The organism is Chloroflexota bacterium (assembly GCA_020850535.1).
Classification (GTDB): Bacteria; Chloroflexota; UBA6077; order UBA6077; family JACCZL01; genus JADZEM01.
On record JADZEM010000023.1, the window covers coordinates 1 to 17,497 of the forward strand.

The window sequence follows — 17,497 nt, forward strand, 5'->3', positions numbered from 1 at the left end:
AGGCCCTCACCCCCCGGCCCCCTCTCCCTGTGCGGGGGAGAGGGGGAGACACATGCAGTTTGCTTTTCTCCCCCTCTCCCGCGCACAGGGAGAGGGGGCCGGGGGGTGAGGGCCTTCCGGACCCGGGGGCGAGGGCCTTCCAGACCCGGGGACGAGGGCCTCTCACTGCCCCCGGGCGAAGTCCGCCATGATCGCCGGGGTTGCCGTGTCGAACCCCACCACGTCCAGCATGCCGGCGTCGGCCGGGTCCGCGATGCTGAACGGGTTCGCGATCATCGACACCACCACGAGCTTCGCGGGGATCCCCGTCTGCTCGCGGTACTGCCGCAGCGCCTGGGCCGGGTGGATGTCGCCGTACCAGGTCTCGTTGTCCGTGTACACCACGAACACGTCAACCTTCCGCTTCTCCTTCAGCGCCCAGCGCATCGGGAGCGAGCAGTCCGTCCCACCCATCGGGATCGTGTCCGTCAGGGCCAGGACGTCGTCGAGCCGCTGCCGAGGCGAGAGCGGCACCGAGGTGATCCCCGAGTCACCCCCACCGAACGCCCCGCCGTACCCGCCGCCAGAGGGCGCCGAGAACGCGACCACCTCGTAGTCGTGCTCGCGGGCCGCCGTGACGAGGGCCATCGCGGCCGTGGCGATGCGCGGGGTCAGCCCCGGCACGCCGGCGACGGTCCCGCCGCCCATCGAGCCGGACACGTCGAGCGCCAGCAGCCAGCGCTTCCCCGTCGGCTCGACGTTCTCGAACGTGGTGTAGAACGCCCCGTCCAGCGCATCGACGATCTGGGGCACGGCGTCCCAGGTCCCCTGCCCACGCGCACCGCGCCCAGACGCGTACGTCTTGAGCGCGGCCAGCACGGCGATGGGGTGGACCCGGGCCGTCCGCAGCCGCTCGGCATCCCGCAGGTGCCGTACGACCCGCCGGGTGGCGTCGCTGCCGGGGACCAGCAGCCCGACCCGCGTCAGCGTGGCGAGGTTCCGGATCAGCGCCGTGGTCGGCATGTCCGTCTCCAGGAGCGCCTCCCAGACGGCGGCCTGCCCGAGCCACTGCGTGGGCACCGCCTCGCGCGGCAGCCGGTGCTCGCGCACCAGCCCCACGACCTCCTCGACCGTCTCGGCGCGGCGGACCCGCTCGACGGCCCAGATGCGTCGCAGGACCGGATCGGGGTGCGGCTCCGCGCCGACCCACTCCCAGCCCCGCGCGATCCAGTGGAGAATCGCGGCGTGCTGCTCCGTCACGCCCTTCGGGTGCGACAGGCGCAGAAGGTCGCGCTGCGACCAGCCGTCGCGGCTGCCGTACTTGATCGCCTGGTAGGCCAGGCGGTCAGCAGGCTGGGTGTACCAGGCGGCCACGGCGCGCCGCAGCCCGCGCCCCCACCCCCGGAACCCCTCCACAAACTGGGCGAAGTGCAGGAGGTGCGTCCCCGTTCGGCAGACGCGCGGCAGCGCCTCGAACGCGGCCCGCCTCGTCGCGGCGTCCCCCACGCTGGCGGCCAGCGCCAGCACGAAGATGGCCGGATCGTTCTTCGGGGCACGGCCGGCCTCGGAGATCTCGACCACGCGCCGCACGACGGCCGGCCCGTCCGCGTCGATGGCCCGCACGACAGCCTCGGCGTTCTCCAGCGAGAGCGTGCGCTCGGAGCTGTAGTAGGAGCCGCCCTCCGACCCGAGGATCAGGAAGCGGTCCAGCCGGACGGTGTCGTCAACGGGCCAGACCCACCCGCCGGCGCTGTTCGGCGTCTGCGTCGAGCCGAGGATCTTCTCGGACTGCGGGGTCTGCCGGGTGGTGATGTTCTTGAGCGTGTCCAGGATGCCCATGGGGTGCACCTCCTTTCCTTCGGTGATGGGCACGGAGCAGAGATCGTCCTCGCGGCAGTGTCTACGAGGACGCTGATGACATCGGCGATGCAGTCGGCCACGATGTTCCCCACCGGGGACGGGGCGTCAGTTGCAGCCGTGCGGGCAAGTGGGTGCGGCTCGGACCACACGCTGGTGCGGGAGGGTGCCCTCACGCCGCGACATGTGTCAAGAATCGAACTTGAAGAACCGAGAACCGAGCTGCGTCGGCCCGCGCGCGGCTGGTGGAAGACGCCGGGATTCGAACCCGGTCCTCCCCGCGTTAAGGCGGTAACCTTCAGCCTTCGGCCCGCGTGGGTGGTCCCACGGCAGGCAAATTGTGGTCAAAGGCGTTAGGGCGCTCATGCCACGAGCTACGTCTCCCAGGAGGGTGGACGCCAGCCGCCCACGCCGGGTGGCGTAGGCGAGTGCGTCGGAAGAGGGAAGGGGGAAGAACATGGTGGAGGCGCCAGGAGTCGAACCTGGACCTCGGGCGTCTCTTGATAACCCTCAACCTACGGCCCGCCAGGAAGACGGACAAGGAGACGGCCAGGGAATCCGCCCGCGCTCTCCGCAGAGCCACAACCTCCGTTGGCGGGGAGCAGCAGCCGCGCGGCTGCTGCTGGTAGGGGCACCAGGATTCGAACCTGGACACTCTTCCAAGTCGTTGAGGTAACCCTTGCCCTCCGGCCCGAGCCATACCCGGGCGAGATCTGAGCGAGGACGTCGTCAATCGCGTCTGCCAATTCCGCCATGCCCCCAGGTTTCCCGCTCCGGACGTGCCGTGCGGGGATGCAGTTGTCCCGGCGATGGGGGGCGTCGTTCCCCAGCGCCTGCCATGAAGCCCTCGGCGTCCTCCTGGACGCGAGCCGCACGGCCCCGGATCGCTCCCGGGCAACGCGGCGGATGGCTCCATCTCCCAGCAGGACGTCGAGGGCTTCACGGGGCCCGGCAGACCGAGTCGAACGGTCCAGTCCCGCGCGCAGGCTGTCTGCGTTCAGGAGTCCGCGGGCCGCTCCCAGGTCTGGAGACTGCGCCACGCGGACCGGCGTCCCACCGCCGCATACCGGGCAAGGAGAGATGGAACCAGGGCAGCCGCCCGCTGCCGGCCCAGGCCGGACGGGGCTGCCAGTTGGTCTCTCAGCACCAATCTGCGGTTGTCAAGGAGCGGGACACGAAGGAGGACTCGTGGTTGGGCGCCGAAGCGCCCGGGATATGCGCGTCGCAGGTGCGCCTGGCCGGCCATCTGGAAGGCGTTCGCCCGTCGAGCGGGCCAGGCTGCTCCGAGATGGCGCCGGCCGTCCAGGGGCTGCTCTGCGATTGGCCGTGCCAGGAGAGACGTCCCAGCAGGGCCGGCTGTTCCAGGCGCCTGCCCCAGCCCGAACGAGCCGGCGACGTGCGCCAGAGAGGAATCACACGTCACGTATGAGCCTCACGTTCCTGTTCGGTTGTGGTCTGTACGGGGTTTGCCATCGTTGCTCGCAACGGCCGATCGCGGGAGTTCAGGCCTGTGCCCGTCGCGGCGGCCGACCGCTCCAGTGCACAAAAAAGCGCCCAACGACATACAGTCGCGGACGCCTTCGGGAAGAATAGCACGCCGCCGAGCGCACCGCAAGCCCGCTCGATTGCCCACTTGCGTCAAATCGGGCGTTCAAACGTCAAGATGTCTTCCTTCGCGGACCTCACCCCCAGCCGCTAGCGCCCGGCGCAGTTCCGGTTGTAGCAGTCCACCACGATCCGCTCGACCTCGGACGGGTCGTCCGTGCACTGCAGCAGATCCAGGTCGTGTGGCCCGATCTTCCCCTCGGCCAGGATCGTGCCGCGCGCCCAGTCGATCAGCCCCTTCCAGTACGCCGTGCCGACCAGCACCACCGGGAAGTTGCGGACCTTGCTGGTCTGGATCAGCGTCAGCGCCTCGAACAGCTCATCCAGCGTGCCGAAGCCGCCCGGGAAGATCACGAATCCCTCGGCGTACTTCACGAACATCGTCTTGCGGACGAAGAAGTAGCGGAAGTTGACGGCCTCGTCCACGAAGGCGTTCAGGCCCTGCTCGTGTGGCAGCTCGATGCCGCAGCCGATGGACCGCCCCTTCCCCTCGCGCGCGCCTCGGTTGGCGGCCTCCATGATGCCCGGGCCGCCGCCGGTGATGATCGCGAAGCCGGACCGCGCCAGCCGCCGGGCCGTGGCGACGGCCACCCCGTACATCGGGTCGGTGCGCGGGGTGCGGGCCGACCCGAAGATCGTGATGGCGGGGCCGACATCTGCCAGCGCGTCGAAGCCAGCCACAAACTCGCCCTGGATGCGCAGCACCCGCCACGGGTCGGTGTGGGTGAAATCGTCGGCGCGCTGGCTCGGCGTCTTCTGGGTCGGGCTGATCAGCAGCTGCTCGTCCTCGGTGGGGCGGCCGGTGCGCGCCGCGAGGTTAAGCGAGGGGTTGGGCTGCTGTGGCAGCTCGTCGTCCTCGAAGAGCAGCTCGTCAGGCTCGAAGGGGCTATGCACGAGGGGCCTCCTGGTGGGCGTCTCGGCGGCGATGTCGTGGAGCGCGGGCGGCGTGTGGGCCGGGCGCGTCCTGGTGCTCGTCCGCGGCGGACCGCGTCGCCGACACGCCGTTGAGCAGCAGCTCCAGCACGGTGTCAGGGTTGGGGAGACGCGTCGCGTCGGCCACCCGCACGCCGAGCGCCGCTGCCCGGTGCCGCGCCGCCCGATCCAGCGTGTCGGTCGTCGCGAAGACGGTCACCACCGAGCGGCCGGCCGCGCGCTCGGCCAGCGTCAGCAGCTCGTAGAGGGGGCCGTTCACGTCGTGGCCGCCGGTCTTGCAGGAGGCGATGGTTGCGCGGCCGGCCGCCGTCCCTGCGAAGTCGATCTCGTTGTCTACGTCGAGCTGGCCGGCTGGCCGCTCCTCGCCCGCGAACGTCCAGCGGAAGCGGACCCCGGAGGCGCAATCGTCGAACTGGCCGGAGGCATCTGCGATCTCGAACAGGTACTCTTCCAGCCAGCGGCCATGCAGGAACTGGAACGCCCGCATGCTGGTGGCGTAGACCGCGTCGCCGCGCTGCTCGAGCACACCATCCCAGGTCAGCCCGTCGATCAGGTGGGCCGAGGCGCGCCGGTGGTGGATCCGCAGCGGCCGGTCGGCCCCGCCACGGTGGGTTGCCTCGATCAGCGGGCGCGCCTGCGGGATCGAGCGGGCCAGCCGGCGGGCCGCCTCTCCGAACGGCGAGGGGCTGCCCGGGGTGCGCTCACGTCCCAGCAGCGCCTTGCCGTGGACGCCCAGGTAGTCCGCCAGCCCGACGTTCGCACGGAGCGGCTCGGCGGCGGTGTCGTCCGGGCTGATGGCGCGCAGGGTGCGGTCGCTCCAGTCTACCCGGACCAGCCGGTTGCGCTCAGGTGCGACGGACTCGCGGCGGTGGGCCAGCTCGTACAGGGCGAACCCCAGAACCCCGCGTGCGTTGGTCAGGTCGAAGATGACGGGATCGCCGTTCTGGAAGCCGAGCCGCTGCTCGATCTCGTCCACCCCGGCCGGCACGTCCAGGATGCTGAGCGGTATCCAGGCCGGCGAGCAGCCGTGCTGCCGCAGGATCTCCAGCAGCGGCTCGACGCGCCACTCCACGACCGGCAGCCCGATGCAGATCACGCGGCCGGCGTTGAGGTGCTGCGCCAGCACCAGCGGCGCGAGCGGCTCGTCCCCGACGAGCGTCACGAGGATGGGGCGGCCGTCGAACGGGATGGGCGGCGCACTGGTCGGCGGCTCGGCCGGCCGGCGGCGGGGCACCAGCCGCCCGGTGCTGCCGTTGCCCCCCCACGGCTTGCCCTCGGCGCGCGGCCGGCTGTGCGCCCCCGGATGCTGCCGAGCGTGCGGCTCACCGTGGCCCATATGCCGCTGCTCCGGCCGGCCCTCGTCGCGATGGTCGCGCTCGCTCACGAAGCGCCGGCCACCGAGAGGATCGCCTGGGCCAGCTCGGCCGGCCGCTGCAGGGGGATGTCGTGCACCGTCTCCTCGAACCACTGGAGCCGGCCGTTCGGGAGGGTCGTCGCCGCCCGCTCGACCAGCTGGGTACGCAAGGGGGCCATCTCGGCGGCCCGGCCTGTCGCGTCGGAGCGGCGGGCCGGCACGAGGAGGGTCGGCGCGGTGACCCGCGGGTAGAGCGTGGACGGCCTCTGCTCCCAGAGCGCCCGCAGGATCTCCAGGTGATCCTCACGGCGCAGGCGGGGCTGAATCCGCCCATCGGGCCGGACCTCGAAGCTGGTGCGGAGGGTCGCCTCGCCGGCTGGATTCCAGTAGTCCCGCGAGGTGCGGGCGCGCTCCAGCAGCTCGTCCAGCGTGAAGTGGGTCAGGTCTGGCGGGGCCATCTCGACGCTGACCGTCTCCCAGTCCCGCCCGGGGAAGGCGGACAGCTCGATGAAGCCGCCGTCCACCAGCACCAGCCCCTGCACGGCCTGCGGGTGGGTGGCGGCGTACTGGAGGACGACGTTCCCGCCCCAGGAGTGGCCGACGAGGGTCGGCCGTTGCAGCCCGAGGGCGCCGATGACGCCGTGAAGGTCGCCCACGACGCGCGCGAAGGCGTAGCCGTCCGTGGGGCGGTCGCTGAGGCCGTGCCCGCGCTGATCGAGCGCGACGACATGATGGTGGGGCGTGAGGTGCGGGACCACCGCGTCCCAGATCCGCGAGTTGGATGCCAGGCCGTGCACCAGCACGATGGGCGAGCCAGCCGCCGCCCACTCCCGCACCCGCAGCGTGATGCCCGGCAGCTCGATGCGCCGCTCCTGAGCCTCCACCGTCTCTCCCTCTCCTGTCGCCAAGGCGCCCAGCGCGATTCCGGGCACTGGAGAGTGTTGTACATCGGCAGGGCGGCTGTGTACCTGTATGCTCTCGCACGGGCTGCTCAAAGGGCCTGGGCACGTGCCTGTTCATGGGTGTTCCCGAAATGCCGCAAGCCCCGACGAGGCGGCACGACGACATCAACATGCCATCGCCCTGGGTGAGTGACAGGGCGATGGCATGTTCATTGGTGTCCCCGAAGCATCACGGAACGGGCGGTCGGGGACTGAAGTCCCCGCCTACAGTCACACCGTCGCTGCGCGACGGCCGTCGGGAACGGCAGGCACTGGTGCGACTGGCGCGTCGCGCAGCGACCGCAGGATGGTAGGCGGGGCTTTCAAGCCCCGACGAGGCGGCACGACGCGCTCAACATACGATTGCACTGGTAGCAGCATCAGGGCGATGGCATGTTCATTGGTGTCCCCGAAGCATCATGGAACGGGCGGTCGGGGACTGAAGTCCCCGCCTACAGTCACGCCGTCGCTGCGCGACGGCCGTCGGGAACAGCCGGCACTGGTGCGACTGGAGCGTCGCGCAGCGACTGCAGGATCGTAGGCGGGGCTTTCAAGCCCCGACGCGGCGGCACGACGACATCAACATGCAATCGCCCTGTGCCCGTGGCCCGAACTGCGGACGCGAACCAGTCACGCGGGCTATCATCGTAACGGTCGCACGGTGTTTGACCTGCGCGGCCCGTCCCGCCTGCTGCCGGCTGTGGAGAGCTGGTGCGGCGGCTTATGAAGCCATCGAGGAGCCACTACATGCCAGAGTACGCCGTCGTTGGACGGTCGCTGCCGCGCGTCGATGGTCCCGAGAAGGTGACCGGACAGGCGCGCTTCACGGGAGACCTGCGCATCCCCGGCCTTCTGCACGCCCGACTCGTCCTGAGTCCGTATGCGAACGCCAGGATCGTCAGCATCGACACGTCCGAGGCCGAGAAGGTGCCGGGCGTGGTCGGCGTCTACCGTGCGGGTGACTTGCCCTTCGTCGAGCCGGGTTCCGGTTCCCGCAAGCGCGACTTCATGGCTCGTGACCGCGCCCTCTACCACGGGCACCCGGTCGCCGTCGTGGTCGCCGAGTCCGGGGCTGCCGCCGAGGACGCCGTGGCGCTGGTCGACGTCGAGTACGACCCACAGGACGCGGCGGTTGACCTGCTGGCGGCATTGGAGGCCGACGCGCCGCATACGCGCGGCGACGGTCCGCTGGAGGAGAACGCCGAGGCGGCCATGCACGGTGGCGGCGGCGGCGGCGCGGCGTCTGACGAGGTGCTGCCGGCCAACGTGTCGTCCAACCTGCACTTCACGCGCGGCGACATCGACAAGGTGCTGGCCGAGTCCGACGTCGTGGTTGAGGAGACCTACCGGCTGCCGATGGTGCACCAGGGCTACATGGAGCCGCAGGTTGTCGCCGTCAGCGTCGATCCGCTGGGCGACATCACGGTCTACACCAGCACCCAGGCCATCTTCTACACCCGCAACGAAGTCGCCGCCGCCCTGGGCCTCCCCAACAGCAAGGTCAAGGTGGTCGCCATGACCATCGGTGGTGGCTTCGGCGGGAAGTTCATGCTGACCGAGGCGCTGGCCGCCGCCGTCGCCGTGAAGGTTGGGCGCAGCATCCGCCTCGAATACACCCGCATGGACGACTTCCTGGCCGCCAATCCGGCCCCGCCGTCCGTCTGGACGATCAAGCTCGGGGCGAAGAAGGATGGCGCTATCACGGCGATGCAGGCGAAGGTCGTATTCGACACGGGCGCCTATTCCGGGTCGCCGCTCTCCATCGGGTCGCTGCTGCTCGGCGCGTCGTACAACTACGAGGCTATCGACATCCGTGGCTACGAGGTGCTGACCAACAAGACGCCGGCCGGCGCCTATCGCGGTCCGGGCGCGGTGCAGGCGGCGTTCGCCGCCGAGTCCACCGTGGATATGCTGGCTGAGAAGCTGGGCATGGATCCGTTCGAGCTGCGGAACAAGAACGCGGCCGACGAGGGCACCCTGCGCCCGAACAACGTGCCCTGGCCGAAGATCGGCCTCAAACAGTGCATGTCCGAGCTGGAGAGTCGCTACCGGGCGCTTGTCGCCAAGAAGCAGAGCAACGGCACGGTCAAGCAGGGCGTCGGCATGGCCCTGGGCGGCTGGCCGGGCGGACTTGAGCCGGCCACGGCCATCTGCCGCCTGAATCCGGATGGCACCGTGACGGCGGTCCTCGGATCGGTGGACCTGAGCGGCACGGACACCAGCTTCAAGCAGATCACGGCTGAGGCGTTCGGGTTGACGCCCGAGCAGGTCATCATCACCCGGGGCGATTCGTCCAACGCCCCGTACTCCGGCGGCGCGGGTGGCTCCAAGACGCTGTACACGGTCGGGCTGGCCGTCCAGAAGGCGGCTGAGGATGCGCGCCTGCAGGTGCTCAACATCGCGTCTGGCCTGCTCGAAGCCGACGTGGACGACATCGAGATCGTCGACGGCGCGGTTCGCGTGAAGGGTGTGCCAGACCGGAGCACGACGCTTCAGAAGATCGCTTCGCTGACGATGGGGCCAGGGTCGCCCAAGGAGCCGGTCTACGGTCGGGGCTCCTCGGCGATCACGAACCAGTCGCCGGCGTTCGCGGCCCACGCCGTGCGGGTGGCCGTGGACACCGAGACCGGCAAGGTCAAGATTCTGGACTACGTGGCCTGCCAGGACGTGGGCTTCGCGATCAACCCGGCCGAGGTCGACGGGCAGATCGTCGGCGGCATCGTCCAGGGCATCGGGCAGGCTCTGTACGAGCGCATGGCCTACGACGAGTCCGGGCAGATCACCACGCAGAGCTTCCTCGACTACGCGCTGCCCTCGGCAGGCCACGCCCCGAATATCGAGGCGATCCAGGTCGAGGTGGCGTCTGACTTCGGGCCGTACGGCGCGAAGGGCGTCGGCGAGCCGCCACTGATCCCGTGCATGCCTGCCATCGCCAACGCGATCAAGGACGCCATCGGCGCGCGGATCACCGAGGTGCCGATCACCTCGGAGGCCGTCATCGCCGCGATGAAGGGGTAGGAGCGCGGGGAGGCCAGGCCCTCACTCCCAGTGCCGTTCAGAGAGGTCGTGATTCCGTACCATGAGCGTCAGCGAGTGGACCCGAATGGTCGCAGGTTCGACTCGCTGACGCTCGCGGTGCGGATGGCGTCCTCGCTGAACGGCTTTGGGGGCCGGGGGTGAGGGTCTTCCCCGATTATTTCGCTCAGCGCGTCAGGAGCTTGCTTCGATCACCGACACGCCGCGCCAGGTGTCGCCCGTCTCCATCACGATGGTCCCGGCGTCGATTCCGCGCGCGTCGAGGTTGAAGGCGTCCGTGGCGCAGGTGTACGGCTCCAGGCAGACCGCCTGCCCGTGACGCGGCGCGAAGACCACGTGCTCGCGGAACGCCGCGTCGGAGCGGACCGCCACCCGCCGGCCGCTGGCAGGGTCGCGGATCTCGGCGGTGAACCAGCCGTCAGTCAGCGGCAGATCCGTGTACACGTCGTCGATGAAGGTGTCGCCGATGGCGTGCCACTCGCGGGCGTCGAACCCCTCGCTGACCGGCTTGACCGCCCCGGTGCTGCACAGCGTCTCGTCCAGCTCCCAGAATGCCCGCGCCGGCGCCCGCACTTCGAGCGTCTCCTTGCTGCCACCCGCTCCGAGCGGCATCCCGAACCACGGATGCGTGCCGAACCCCATCGGCATCGGCTCACTCCCGAGGTTCGCGGCTTCGGCGATCACGAACAGTTCGCGGCCCTTCAGGCGATACTCGACGCGCAATTGGGTGGCGAACGGCCAGACATCGTCGGCATCCGTCCCGAGGACGATGCTGGCTCGACAGAACGCGCCTTCGGCGTCAGCGCCGCTGGCATCGACGGTCCAGGCCCGCGCCCGAGCGACGCCGTGAATGGCGTGCGGGCCGTTCGGCGGCAGCGGAAACTGGAGGTCGCGCCCGCCGAAGCGCGTTTTGCCATCCCGAATCCGGTTCGGCCAGGGGTAGAGGATCGGGATGCCGTAACGCGTCGTCCGGTTGACCAGGCTGTCATGGTCGGGCGGCTCGGCCAGCACGGACCATCCCCCCCGCGGCGTCTGGATCCTGAACGCCACGCAAGCGAACCCGAGTGACGGCACAACAATCGCCTCGCTGCCGGCGTCGGCGTCTGACAGCGTCACACATGGCACGTCAAAGAACCTGCTCTCCATGGCGCGGAATGCGCCGGCCTGCTGATCTCCCACGATGCTCCCACCAACTGGCGATGTCTGGCCGATGGTAGCAGCCTCCGCGACAGCGTGGCGGGGCACACTCGGAGACGGACTGCCGCCCAGGTCCGAGATTGGCGTGCCTCCGGGGCGAACCGCGACAATACCGGTATCCCCCGGATGGATCGTGAGCGTGACCCAAGACTACCTTGCAGCCCTCCGAGAGCGCGTCCTGATCTACGATGGAGCGACCGGCACCAGCGTGCAGGCGCGCAACCTGACGGCCGACGACTTCGGCGGACGGACGCTTGAGGGCTGCAACGAAGCGCTCATCATGACCCGCCCGGATGTCGTGCTGGACATCCACCGGGCCTTCTTGGAGGCCGGTGCCGACGTTGTCGAGACCGATACGTTCGGGGGAAGCCGGCCGAAGCTCGACGAGTACGGGCTGGCCGACCAGACCTACGAGATCAACCGGCGTGCCGCCGAACTGGGGCGGCAGGCGGCAGACGCCGAGGCCGCGCGCCGTGGCACGGCCTGCTTCGTGGCCGGCTCGATCGGCCCGACAGGATTCCTGCCGGCGACCACCGACCCGACGCTCTCGAAGATCACGTTCGCCGAGCTGATGGACATCTTCGAGGAGCAGGGGCGTGCGCTCGTCGATGGTGGCGCAGACGTGCTGCTCATCGAGACGGCACAGGACATCCTCGAGGTGCGGGCGGCCATCGCCGGCATCCTGCGGGCCTTCGAGCAGGGTACGCGGCGCGTGCCGATTCAGGCCCAGGTGTCGCTGGACACGTCCGGGCGGATGCTGCTCGGGACGGACGTGGCTGCCGCCATCGTGATCCTCGAGCATGCTGGCGCGGACGTCATCGGGCTGAACTGCTCGACCGGCCCGGACTACATGCGCGTGCCGATCCGCACCATGTCCGAACTGGCGCGCGTGCCGTTGACCGTCATCCCGAACGCCGGCATCCCGATCAACGTCGACGGTCGGGCGGTCTATCCGCTCGAACCGGAGCCGATGGCCGAGCAACTGCGGCAGTTTGTGGACGAGTACGGCGTGGCGGCGGTCGGCGGCTGCTGCGGCACGACCCCCGAACACATTCATGCCCTGCGGACGGCCGTGCACGGGCCGCGCCGGCGGGTCTTCCAGGCGCCGTTTGTGCCGCGCGTTGCCAGCGCCATGCGGGCGCAGGACCTGCTCCAGCAGCCGCCGCCGCTCCTGATCGGGGAGCGGGTCAACAGCCAGGGCAGTCGCAAAGTCAAGCGGCTGCTGCTGGCCGACGACTACGACGCCATCCTTGACGTGGCCCGCGAGCAGGTGGACGGCGGCGCTCACGTTCTCGACGTCTGCGTTGCGCTCACCGAGCGCTCGGACGAGGCGCACCAGATGGTCGAGGTGGTCAAGCGGCTGCGGGCCGGCGTTGACGCGCCGCTGGTGATCGACACGACCGAGCCCGACGTGGTCCGCGCGGCGCTCGAGGCGAATCCTGGCCGCTCGATCGTCAACTCGATCAACCTGGAGGCCGGCCGCGAGAAGGCCGATCTCGTCCTGACGATGGCGAAGACTCACGGCGCGGCGGTGGTGGCGCTGACCATCGACGAGGTCGGGATGGCCCACACCGCCGCGCGGAAGCTGGAGATCGCGAAGCGCATCCACCAGATCGCCGTCGACGAGCATGGGCTGCGGCCCGAGGATCTGATCTTCGACGTGCTGACCTTCCCGGTCACGACCGGCCAGGAAGAGCTGGTCTACGACGCTGCCGAGACCATCGAGGGCATCCGCCGCATCAAGGAGGAGCTGCCGGGCGTGCTGACCTCGCTCGGCGTCTCCAACGTCTCGTTCGGCGTGTCGCAGGCGGCGCGCGGCGTCCTGAACTCGGTCTTCCTGCACCACTGCGTCGAGGCCGGGCTGGACGCGGCTATCGTCAACCCGAGCCACATCACGCCGTACGCCGAGATCCCGGCCGACGCGCGTGAGATCACCGAAGACCTGATCTACTACCGGAAGCCCGATGCGCTGCCGCGCTTCATCGCCCGCTTCGAGGGCGTTGAGGTCTCCTCGGGCGGCGGCGCGGCGGACGCCGACGTCGATCTGCCCGTCGAGCAGCGTCTACACAACCGCATCCTGTTCCGCAAGAAGGACGGCATCGAGGCCGTCGTGGACGAGGCGTTGCTGACCCGTTCGCCGGTCGACGTCCTCAACGACATCTTGCTGCCAGCTATGAAGGACGTTGGCGACAAGTTCGGCGCGGGTGAGCTGATCCTGCCGTTCGTGCTCCAGAGCGCCGAGGCGATGAAGAAGGCCGTGAGCCATCTGGAGCAGTTCCTCGAAAAGCGCGAGGGCTACACCAAGGGGAAGGTTGTCCTGGCGACCGTCTACGGCGACGTGCACGACATCGGGAAGTCGCTCGTCAACACGATCCTCTCCAACAACGGCTACACCATCTACGACCTGGGCAAGCAGGTGCCGGTCGCTACGATCATCGAGAAGGCGAAGGAGGTCGGGGCGGATGCCATCGGCCTCTCGGCCCTGCTGGTGTCCACCTCGCGCCAGATGCCGATCTGCGTCCAGGAGCTGGCGGCCAGCAACCTGAACATCCCGGTCTTGATCGGCGGGGCGGCGATCAACCGGGCGTTCGGGCGGCGGGCGGCGCTGCTCCCAGACGGCAACCCCTACGAGGGTGGGGTCTTCTACTGCAAGGACGCCTTCGAGGGGTTGGAGATCATGGACGGTCTCAGCGATCCCGAGCAGCGCTCGATGATGGTGGACCGCATCCACCAGGAAGCCGTGGCCCACGCCAGCCGGCAAGCCCCGAAGGCCGTCGCCGAGGCCGTGACGGGCCGTTCGGCGGTGGCGCCGGTGACGCCGCCGCGCCCGGCCTTCCTCGGCGCGAAGCAGATCGAGGTGCCGCTGGAGGAGGTCTGGCCGCACCTTGACTTGAACACGCTGTTCCGGTTGCACTGGGGCGTTCGCAAGATCGACGAGACGGAGCGGCAGCGCCTGATCGAGACCGAGTTCCTGCCGCTGCTGGAGGAGCTCAAGGCCGAGTCGATCCGCGAGGGCTGGCTGCGCGGCCATGCCGTCTACGGCTTCTACCCGGCCGTCGCCGACGGCAACGAGCTGGTGGTGCTCGACCCGAACGATCCGAAGCACGAGGACGAGCTGATGCGGCTGCCGTTCCCACGGCAGGCCGGCGGCGAGAAGCTGTGTCTGGCCGACTACTTCCAGCCAATCGGCGGACGGCCAGACCTTGTCGCATTCCAGGCTGTCACGACCGGCCGTCAGACCGAAGCCGTCTACGAGCGCCTGGAGCGCGAAGGCGAGTACAGCCGTGGCCTCTACATCCGCGGTCTGGCCTCGTCCGTGGCCGAGGCGCTGGCCGAGGTCGTCAACCGGCGGGTGCGCGCCGATCTCGGGTTGCCAGAGGACTGTGGCCGCCGCTACAGCTGGGGCTACAACGCGTGTCCCGATCTCGCGCAGCAGCGGCCAGTCCTGAAGGCGCTTGGCGCTGACCGGATCGGCCTCCACCTGACCGAGGGCGATCAGCTCGATCCGGAGCACAGCACCGTGGCGCTGGTGATCCACCATCCGCGGGCGAAGTACTTCGGGGTTCTGCCCGCCGGCCGCGAAAGCTCGCGCGAGGTGGGGGATGCGCTCACGGCCGCTCTGTAGCACAGCCTGCGACCGACAGACACAGACGGCCGGCCCGACAGATCGGGGCGGCCGTCCCAGGGCGATTGCACGTTGGGCGGGTCGTGCAGCGTTGTCGGGGCTTGAAAGCCCCGTCTACCATCCTGCAGTCGCTTCGCGACGCTCCCGTCGCGCCCGTCGACGGTGTTCCCGTCGTCCGTCGCGCAGCGACGGCATGACCGTAGACGGGGGTTTCAACCCCCGTCTGCGCGTTTCGTGGCGTTGCGGGAACATCAACGAACGTGCAATCGCCCTGGCGGCCGTCCTTCTCTCCTGGGCGGGTGGTCGGGCTACACTGCCACCGGGGCTGTCGGACTGGAGCGCGGCTGCTCTTGTCCGGCCAGCGGACCGCTCGACGGGCCGGCGATTCGATGCTCCAGCCGGCCGGCCTCCGCCAGCCATCGCATGAACGCCAACCGCGTCATGTCGATCTCGCGCGGCGTCTGCACGAACATCTGAAGGCTGCTGTCGTACGGTCCCATTGCGGCCATCTTCTCCACCTCTGCAGTCAGCGGGCGAGGATTCCAGAGCTTCAGCAAGCCGGTCGCCTCAGCCGTAGTCGTGCTCGGCTCATCAGAACACTACCCCTGACAATGCAGAGAGCGTGCCGCAGCACGACATATCGTGCCGCGAATGAGACAGAAGAAGCTGCGGATGCATCGCAAACACGTACGGAGGGCGCATCCGCGTATCGCCTCAGTCGTAGGCGAAGCGCTCGATGGCCGCCTCGTCGAAGACCAGCCCGAGGCCCGGCAGCGCCGGCACGAAGACCGCCCCGTTCTGAACCACCAGCTTCTCGGCGAGGATCGGCTGCGCCCACGGCATGTATTCGAGGATGTGCGTCGTGGGGCTGGCCGCCAGCAGATGGACCGAGATCTCGGGGAAGAGATGGCTGGCAATCGGCAGACGGGCGGCCTCGGCCATCGCGGCTACGCGCATCCACCCCGTCACACCGCCGACGCGCTGCACGTCAGGCATCACGATGTCGCAGGCCCCGGCGTCGATCAGTTGCTTGAAGCCCCGCGGCATGTAGACGTTCTCGCCGGTCGCGATGGGGGCGGTCAGGGCCCGGGCGACCTCGGCGTGCCCCGCGAAGTCGTCGTGATCGACCGGCTCCTCGATCCACAGCGGCTCGAACTGCTGCAACGAGCGCCCGACGCCGATGGCGCGCGGGGTTGACCACCCCTGGTTCGCGTCCATCATCAGCATGATCTGCGGCCCAATCGCCTCTCGGACGACCTGCGCGGCCAGCATGTCGGCCTCGGGATCGGCACGCCCGACGCGCATCTTCACGCCGTGGAAGCCCTGCTCCACGAACGCCTGGGCCTGCTCCGAGAGGATCGGCGTGGTCGGATCTTCCAGCCAGAGGCCAGCGCTCTGGTACGCCGCGCACCGGTCGCCCGCCGCTCCGAGCAGCATGGCCACCGGCGACTGGCTGGCCTTGCCGACGATGTCCCAGATGGCGCAGTCGATCCCAGAGAGCGCAAAGGTCGCGATGCCGCCCCGGCCCAGCAGGTTGATCGCCCGGTCCATGACCTGCCAGCAGCGCAAAGACAGGATCGGGTTCTCGCCGCGCAGGGCGTCGCCCAGGTAGGCCACCAGGGCACGGACGGCCCGCGCCTGGTGCGGCCCGAACGCCTGGATGTAGGTCTGGCCGACGATCTCGGTGTCGGTGAGCACGTCGATCACCACGATGTCAACGCGGTCGCTCACACGAATCGCCGAGCGAATCGGGATCTCCAGCGGGACCGACACGGCCCGCGAACGAATCTCGGTGATCTGCATCGGTGCGCTCTCCCGTCGTCACGTGCGCTTGCGGGGCGGATGCTACCCGTCGCCGGGAGCCGTCCGCCAGCGAAGGTACCGGGGCGATTGCACGCTGGGCACATCGAGCAGCATCGTCAGGGCTTGAAAGCCCCGCCTACCGTACACCATCGCGCTGCGACGGGCTTCGGTGCCTGCGAGGCGACGGGTATCTCCCTGCGCCACAGCGCGACGCCCGATGGTCGGCGGCGGTTTCAACCCCCGACTGCGCGTTTCACGGCGTTCCGGGAACATCAACGAACGTGCGATCACCCTGGCGAAGGTACGCCCCTGAGGCCCCGCGCGGCAGCCGGTATCGCGCGAACAGCTCGCCCGCCTCCTCGAACAACGAGACCAGCTCCAGACGCGCCGCGATTCGCGCGGTCGGGGATGGCCCCTGGAGCATCGTCTTGCCGGCGCCGCCCGCCAGCTTCGGCGCGAGCGTCCAGAAGAGTTCGTCGATCAGGCCGGCGTCCAGCAACTGCTGGTTCAGGCTCGGGCCGCCTTCGCAGAGCAGGAGTCGCACCCCGAAGTCGGCGGCGAGCGTCCTGAGCGCCGCCGCCAGATCGACCCTGCCCTGGCCGTGACGGAGGATCGTGGCGTACGGCGTCAGGCGAGCTTCCCGCGTGGCGGGCGCTTCCCGCGTCGTGATCAGCACCGTCCGTTCGCGACCGTTCACGAGGAAGCGGTTCGTCGGCTCGAGGTCGAGCGATGCCGACACGCCGACCGCCAGCGGCTGGCCGGCCAGTCCGCGTTCCAGCCGCCGCCGAACGAACGGGAGGTCGACGCGCGGATCGCAGATCTCGGCTCTGAGCGTGCCTGCCGCGATGATGACGGCGTCCACCAGCGAGCGCACCTGCCGCATCACCAGCCGGTCGGCTCGACTGCCGATCCCCGCCGCCGAGCCGGCCAGCGCCACCTTACCATCGACGGTCGAGACCATGTTCAGGATGATGTACGGCCGCGCGCCCGATACACTCGGCCCGGCGGGCAGCTCAAGGCCGCCATATACCTCGTCCTGTGGCACGTCGCGGGCAGCGTCTGAGGGGTAGATCTGGCGCAGGATGGCCTCCCGAGCGGATGGTGTCAGGTGAGCAGGTTGGTCGGCGTGGGCGGTCTGCACCGGCGACTCGGCGGCGTGCCCCGGTC

The 17,497-nt window shown here is 69.5% G+C and carries 10 protein-coding genes and 3 tRNA genes; 2 read left to right on the top strand and 11 right to left on the bottom strand.

The features are described 5' to 3' along the window. Positions 1-162 precede the first annotated feature (162 nt). The 7 genes from IT306_04270 to IT306_04300 form a co-directional block, all read right to left on the bottom strand. Positions 163-1,818, bottom strand: coding sequence for a TROVE domain-containing protein (locus tag IT306_04270; GenBank protein ID MCC7367613.1), 1,656 nt, complete (start codon positions 1,816-1,818; stop codon positions 163-165). A 265-nt stretch (positions 1,819-2,083) separates the two neighbouring features. Next, positions 2,084-2,220 (bottom strand) — tRNA-OTHER (locus IT306_04275). Between the two features lie 74 nt (positions 2,221-2,294). Continuing rightward, a tRNA-OTHER gene (locus tag IT306_04280) sits at positions 2,295-2,426 on the bottom strand. 33 nt (positions 2,427-2,459) lie between these two features. Beyond that, a tRNA-OTHER gene (locus IT306_04285) sits at positions 2,460-2,597 on the bottom strand. A 934-nt stretch (positions 2,598-3,531) separates the two neighbouring features. Next, on the bottom strand, positions 3,532-4,287 hold the full coding sequence (locus IT306_04290) for a TIGR00730 family Rossman fold protein (GenBank protein MCC7367614.1): 756 nt from the start codon (positions 4,285-4,287) through the stop codon (positions 3,532-3,534). Between the two features lie 40 nt (positions 4,288-4,327). After that, positions 4,328-5,758 (bottom strand): DUF1887 family protein, encoded by a 1,431-nt coding sequence (locus IT306_04295; GenBank protein ID MCC7367615.1) that lies wholly within the window; start codon positions 5,756-5,758, stop codon positions 4,328-4,330. Then, the gene (locus tag IT306_04300) at positions 5,755-6,612 is read right to left on the bottom strand and encodes an alpha/beta hydrolase (protein MCC7367616.1); all 858 of its coding nucleotides are present in this window, start codon (positions 6,610-6,612) and stop codon (positions 5,755-5,757) included. The genes IT306_04295 and IT306_04300 overlap by 4 nt, the downstream gene beginning before the upstream one ends. A gap of 804 nt (positions 6,613-7,416) precedes the next feature. Here IT306_04300 and IT306_04305 point away from each other — a divergent pair. Continuing rightward, entirely contained in the window at positions 7,417-9,687 is a 2,271-nt protein-coding gene (locus tag IT306_04305; protein MCC7367617.1) for a xanthine dehydrogenase family protein molybdopterin-binding subunit, read from the top strand. Between the two features lie 192 nt (positions 9,688-9,879). On the opposite strand, the gene IT306_04310 is transcribed toward IT306_04305, so the two are convergent. Beyond that, on the bottom strand, positions 9,880-10,884 hold the full coding sequence (locus tag IT306_04310) for an aldose 1-epimerase (GenBank protein ID MCC7367618.1): 1,005 nt from the start codon (positions 10,882-10,884) through the stop codon (positions 9,880-9,882). Between the two features lie 31 nt (positions 10,885-10,915). On the opposite strand from IT306_04310, the gene metH reads away from it, so the two are divergent. Then, positions 10,916-14,527: a methionine synthase gene (gene metH / locus IT306_04315; protein ID MCC7367619.1), complete on the top strand. Its 3,612-nt coding sequence runs from the start codon at positions 10,916-10,918 to the stop codon at positions 14,525-14,527. Positions 14,528-14,835: 308 nt separating this feature from the next. Here metH and IT306_04320 read toward each other — a convergent pair whose 3' ends face one another. The 3 genes from IT306_04320 to IT306_04330 all read right to left on the bottom strand — a co-directional run bounded on the left by IT306_04320 (position 14,836) and on the right by IT306_04330 (position 17,471). Beyond that, complete coding sequence (locus tag IT306_04320) at positions 14,836-15,036, bottom strand: hypothetical protein (GenBank protein ID MCC7367620.1); 201 nt, start codon at positions 15,034-15,036, stop codon at positions 14,836-14,838. A gap of 205 nt (positions 15,037-15,241) precedes the next feature. Further along, positions 15,242-16,330 carry a mandelate racemase/muconate lactonizing enzyme family protein gene (locus IT306_04325; GenBank protein ID MCC7367621.1) on the bottom strand — a complete coding sequence of 363 codons (1,089 nt, stop codon included), beginning with the start codon at positions 16,328-16,330 and terminating at the stop codon, positions 15,242-15,244. 253 nt (positions 16,331-16,583) lie between these two features. Further along, the gene (locus tag IT306_04330) at positions 16,584-17,471 is read right to left on the bottom strand and encodes a dihydrofolate reductase family protein (protein MCC7367622.1); all 888 of its coding nucleotides are present in this window, start codon (positions 17,469-17,471) and stop codon (positions 16,584-16,586) included. Positions 17,472-17,497: the final 26 nt, after the last annotated feature.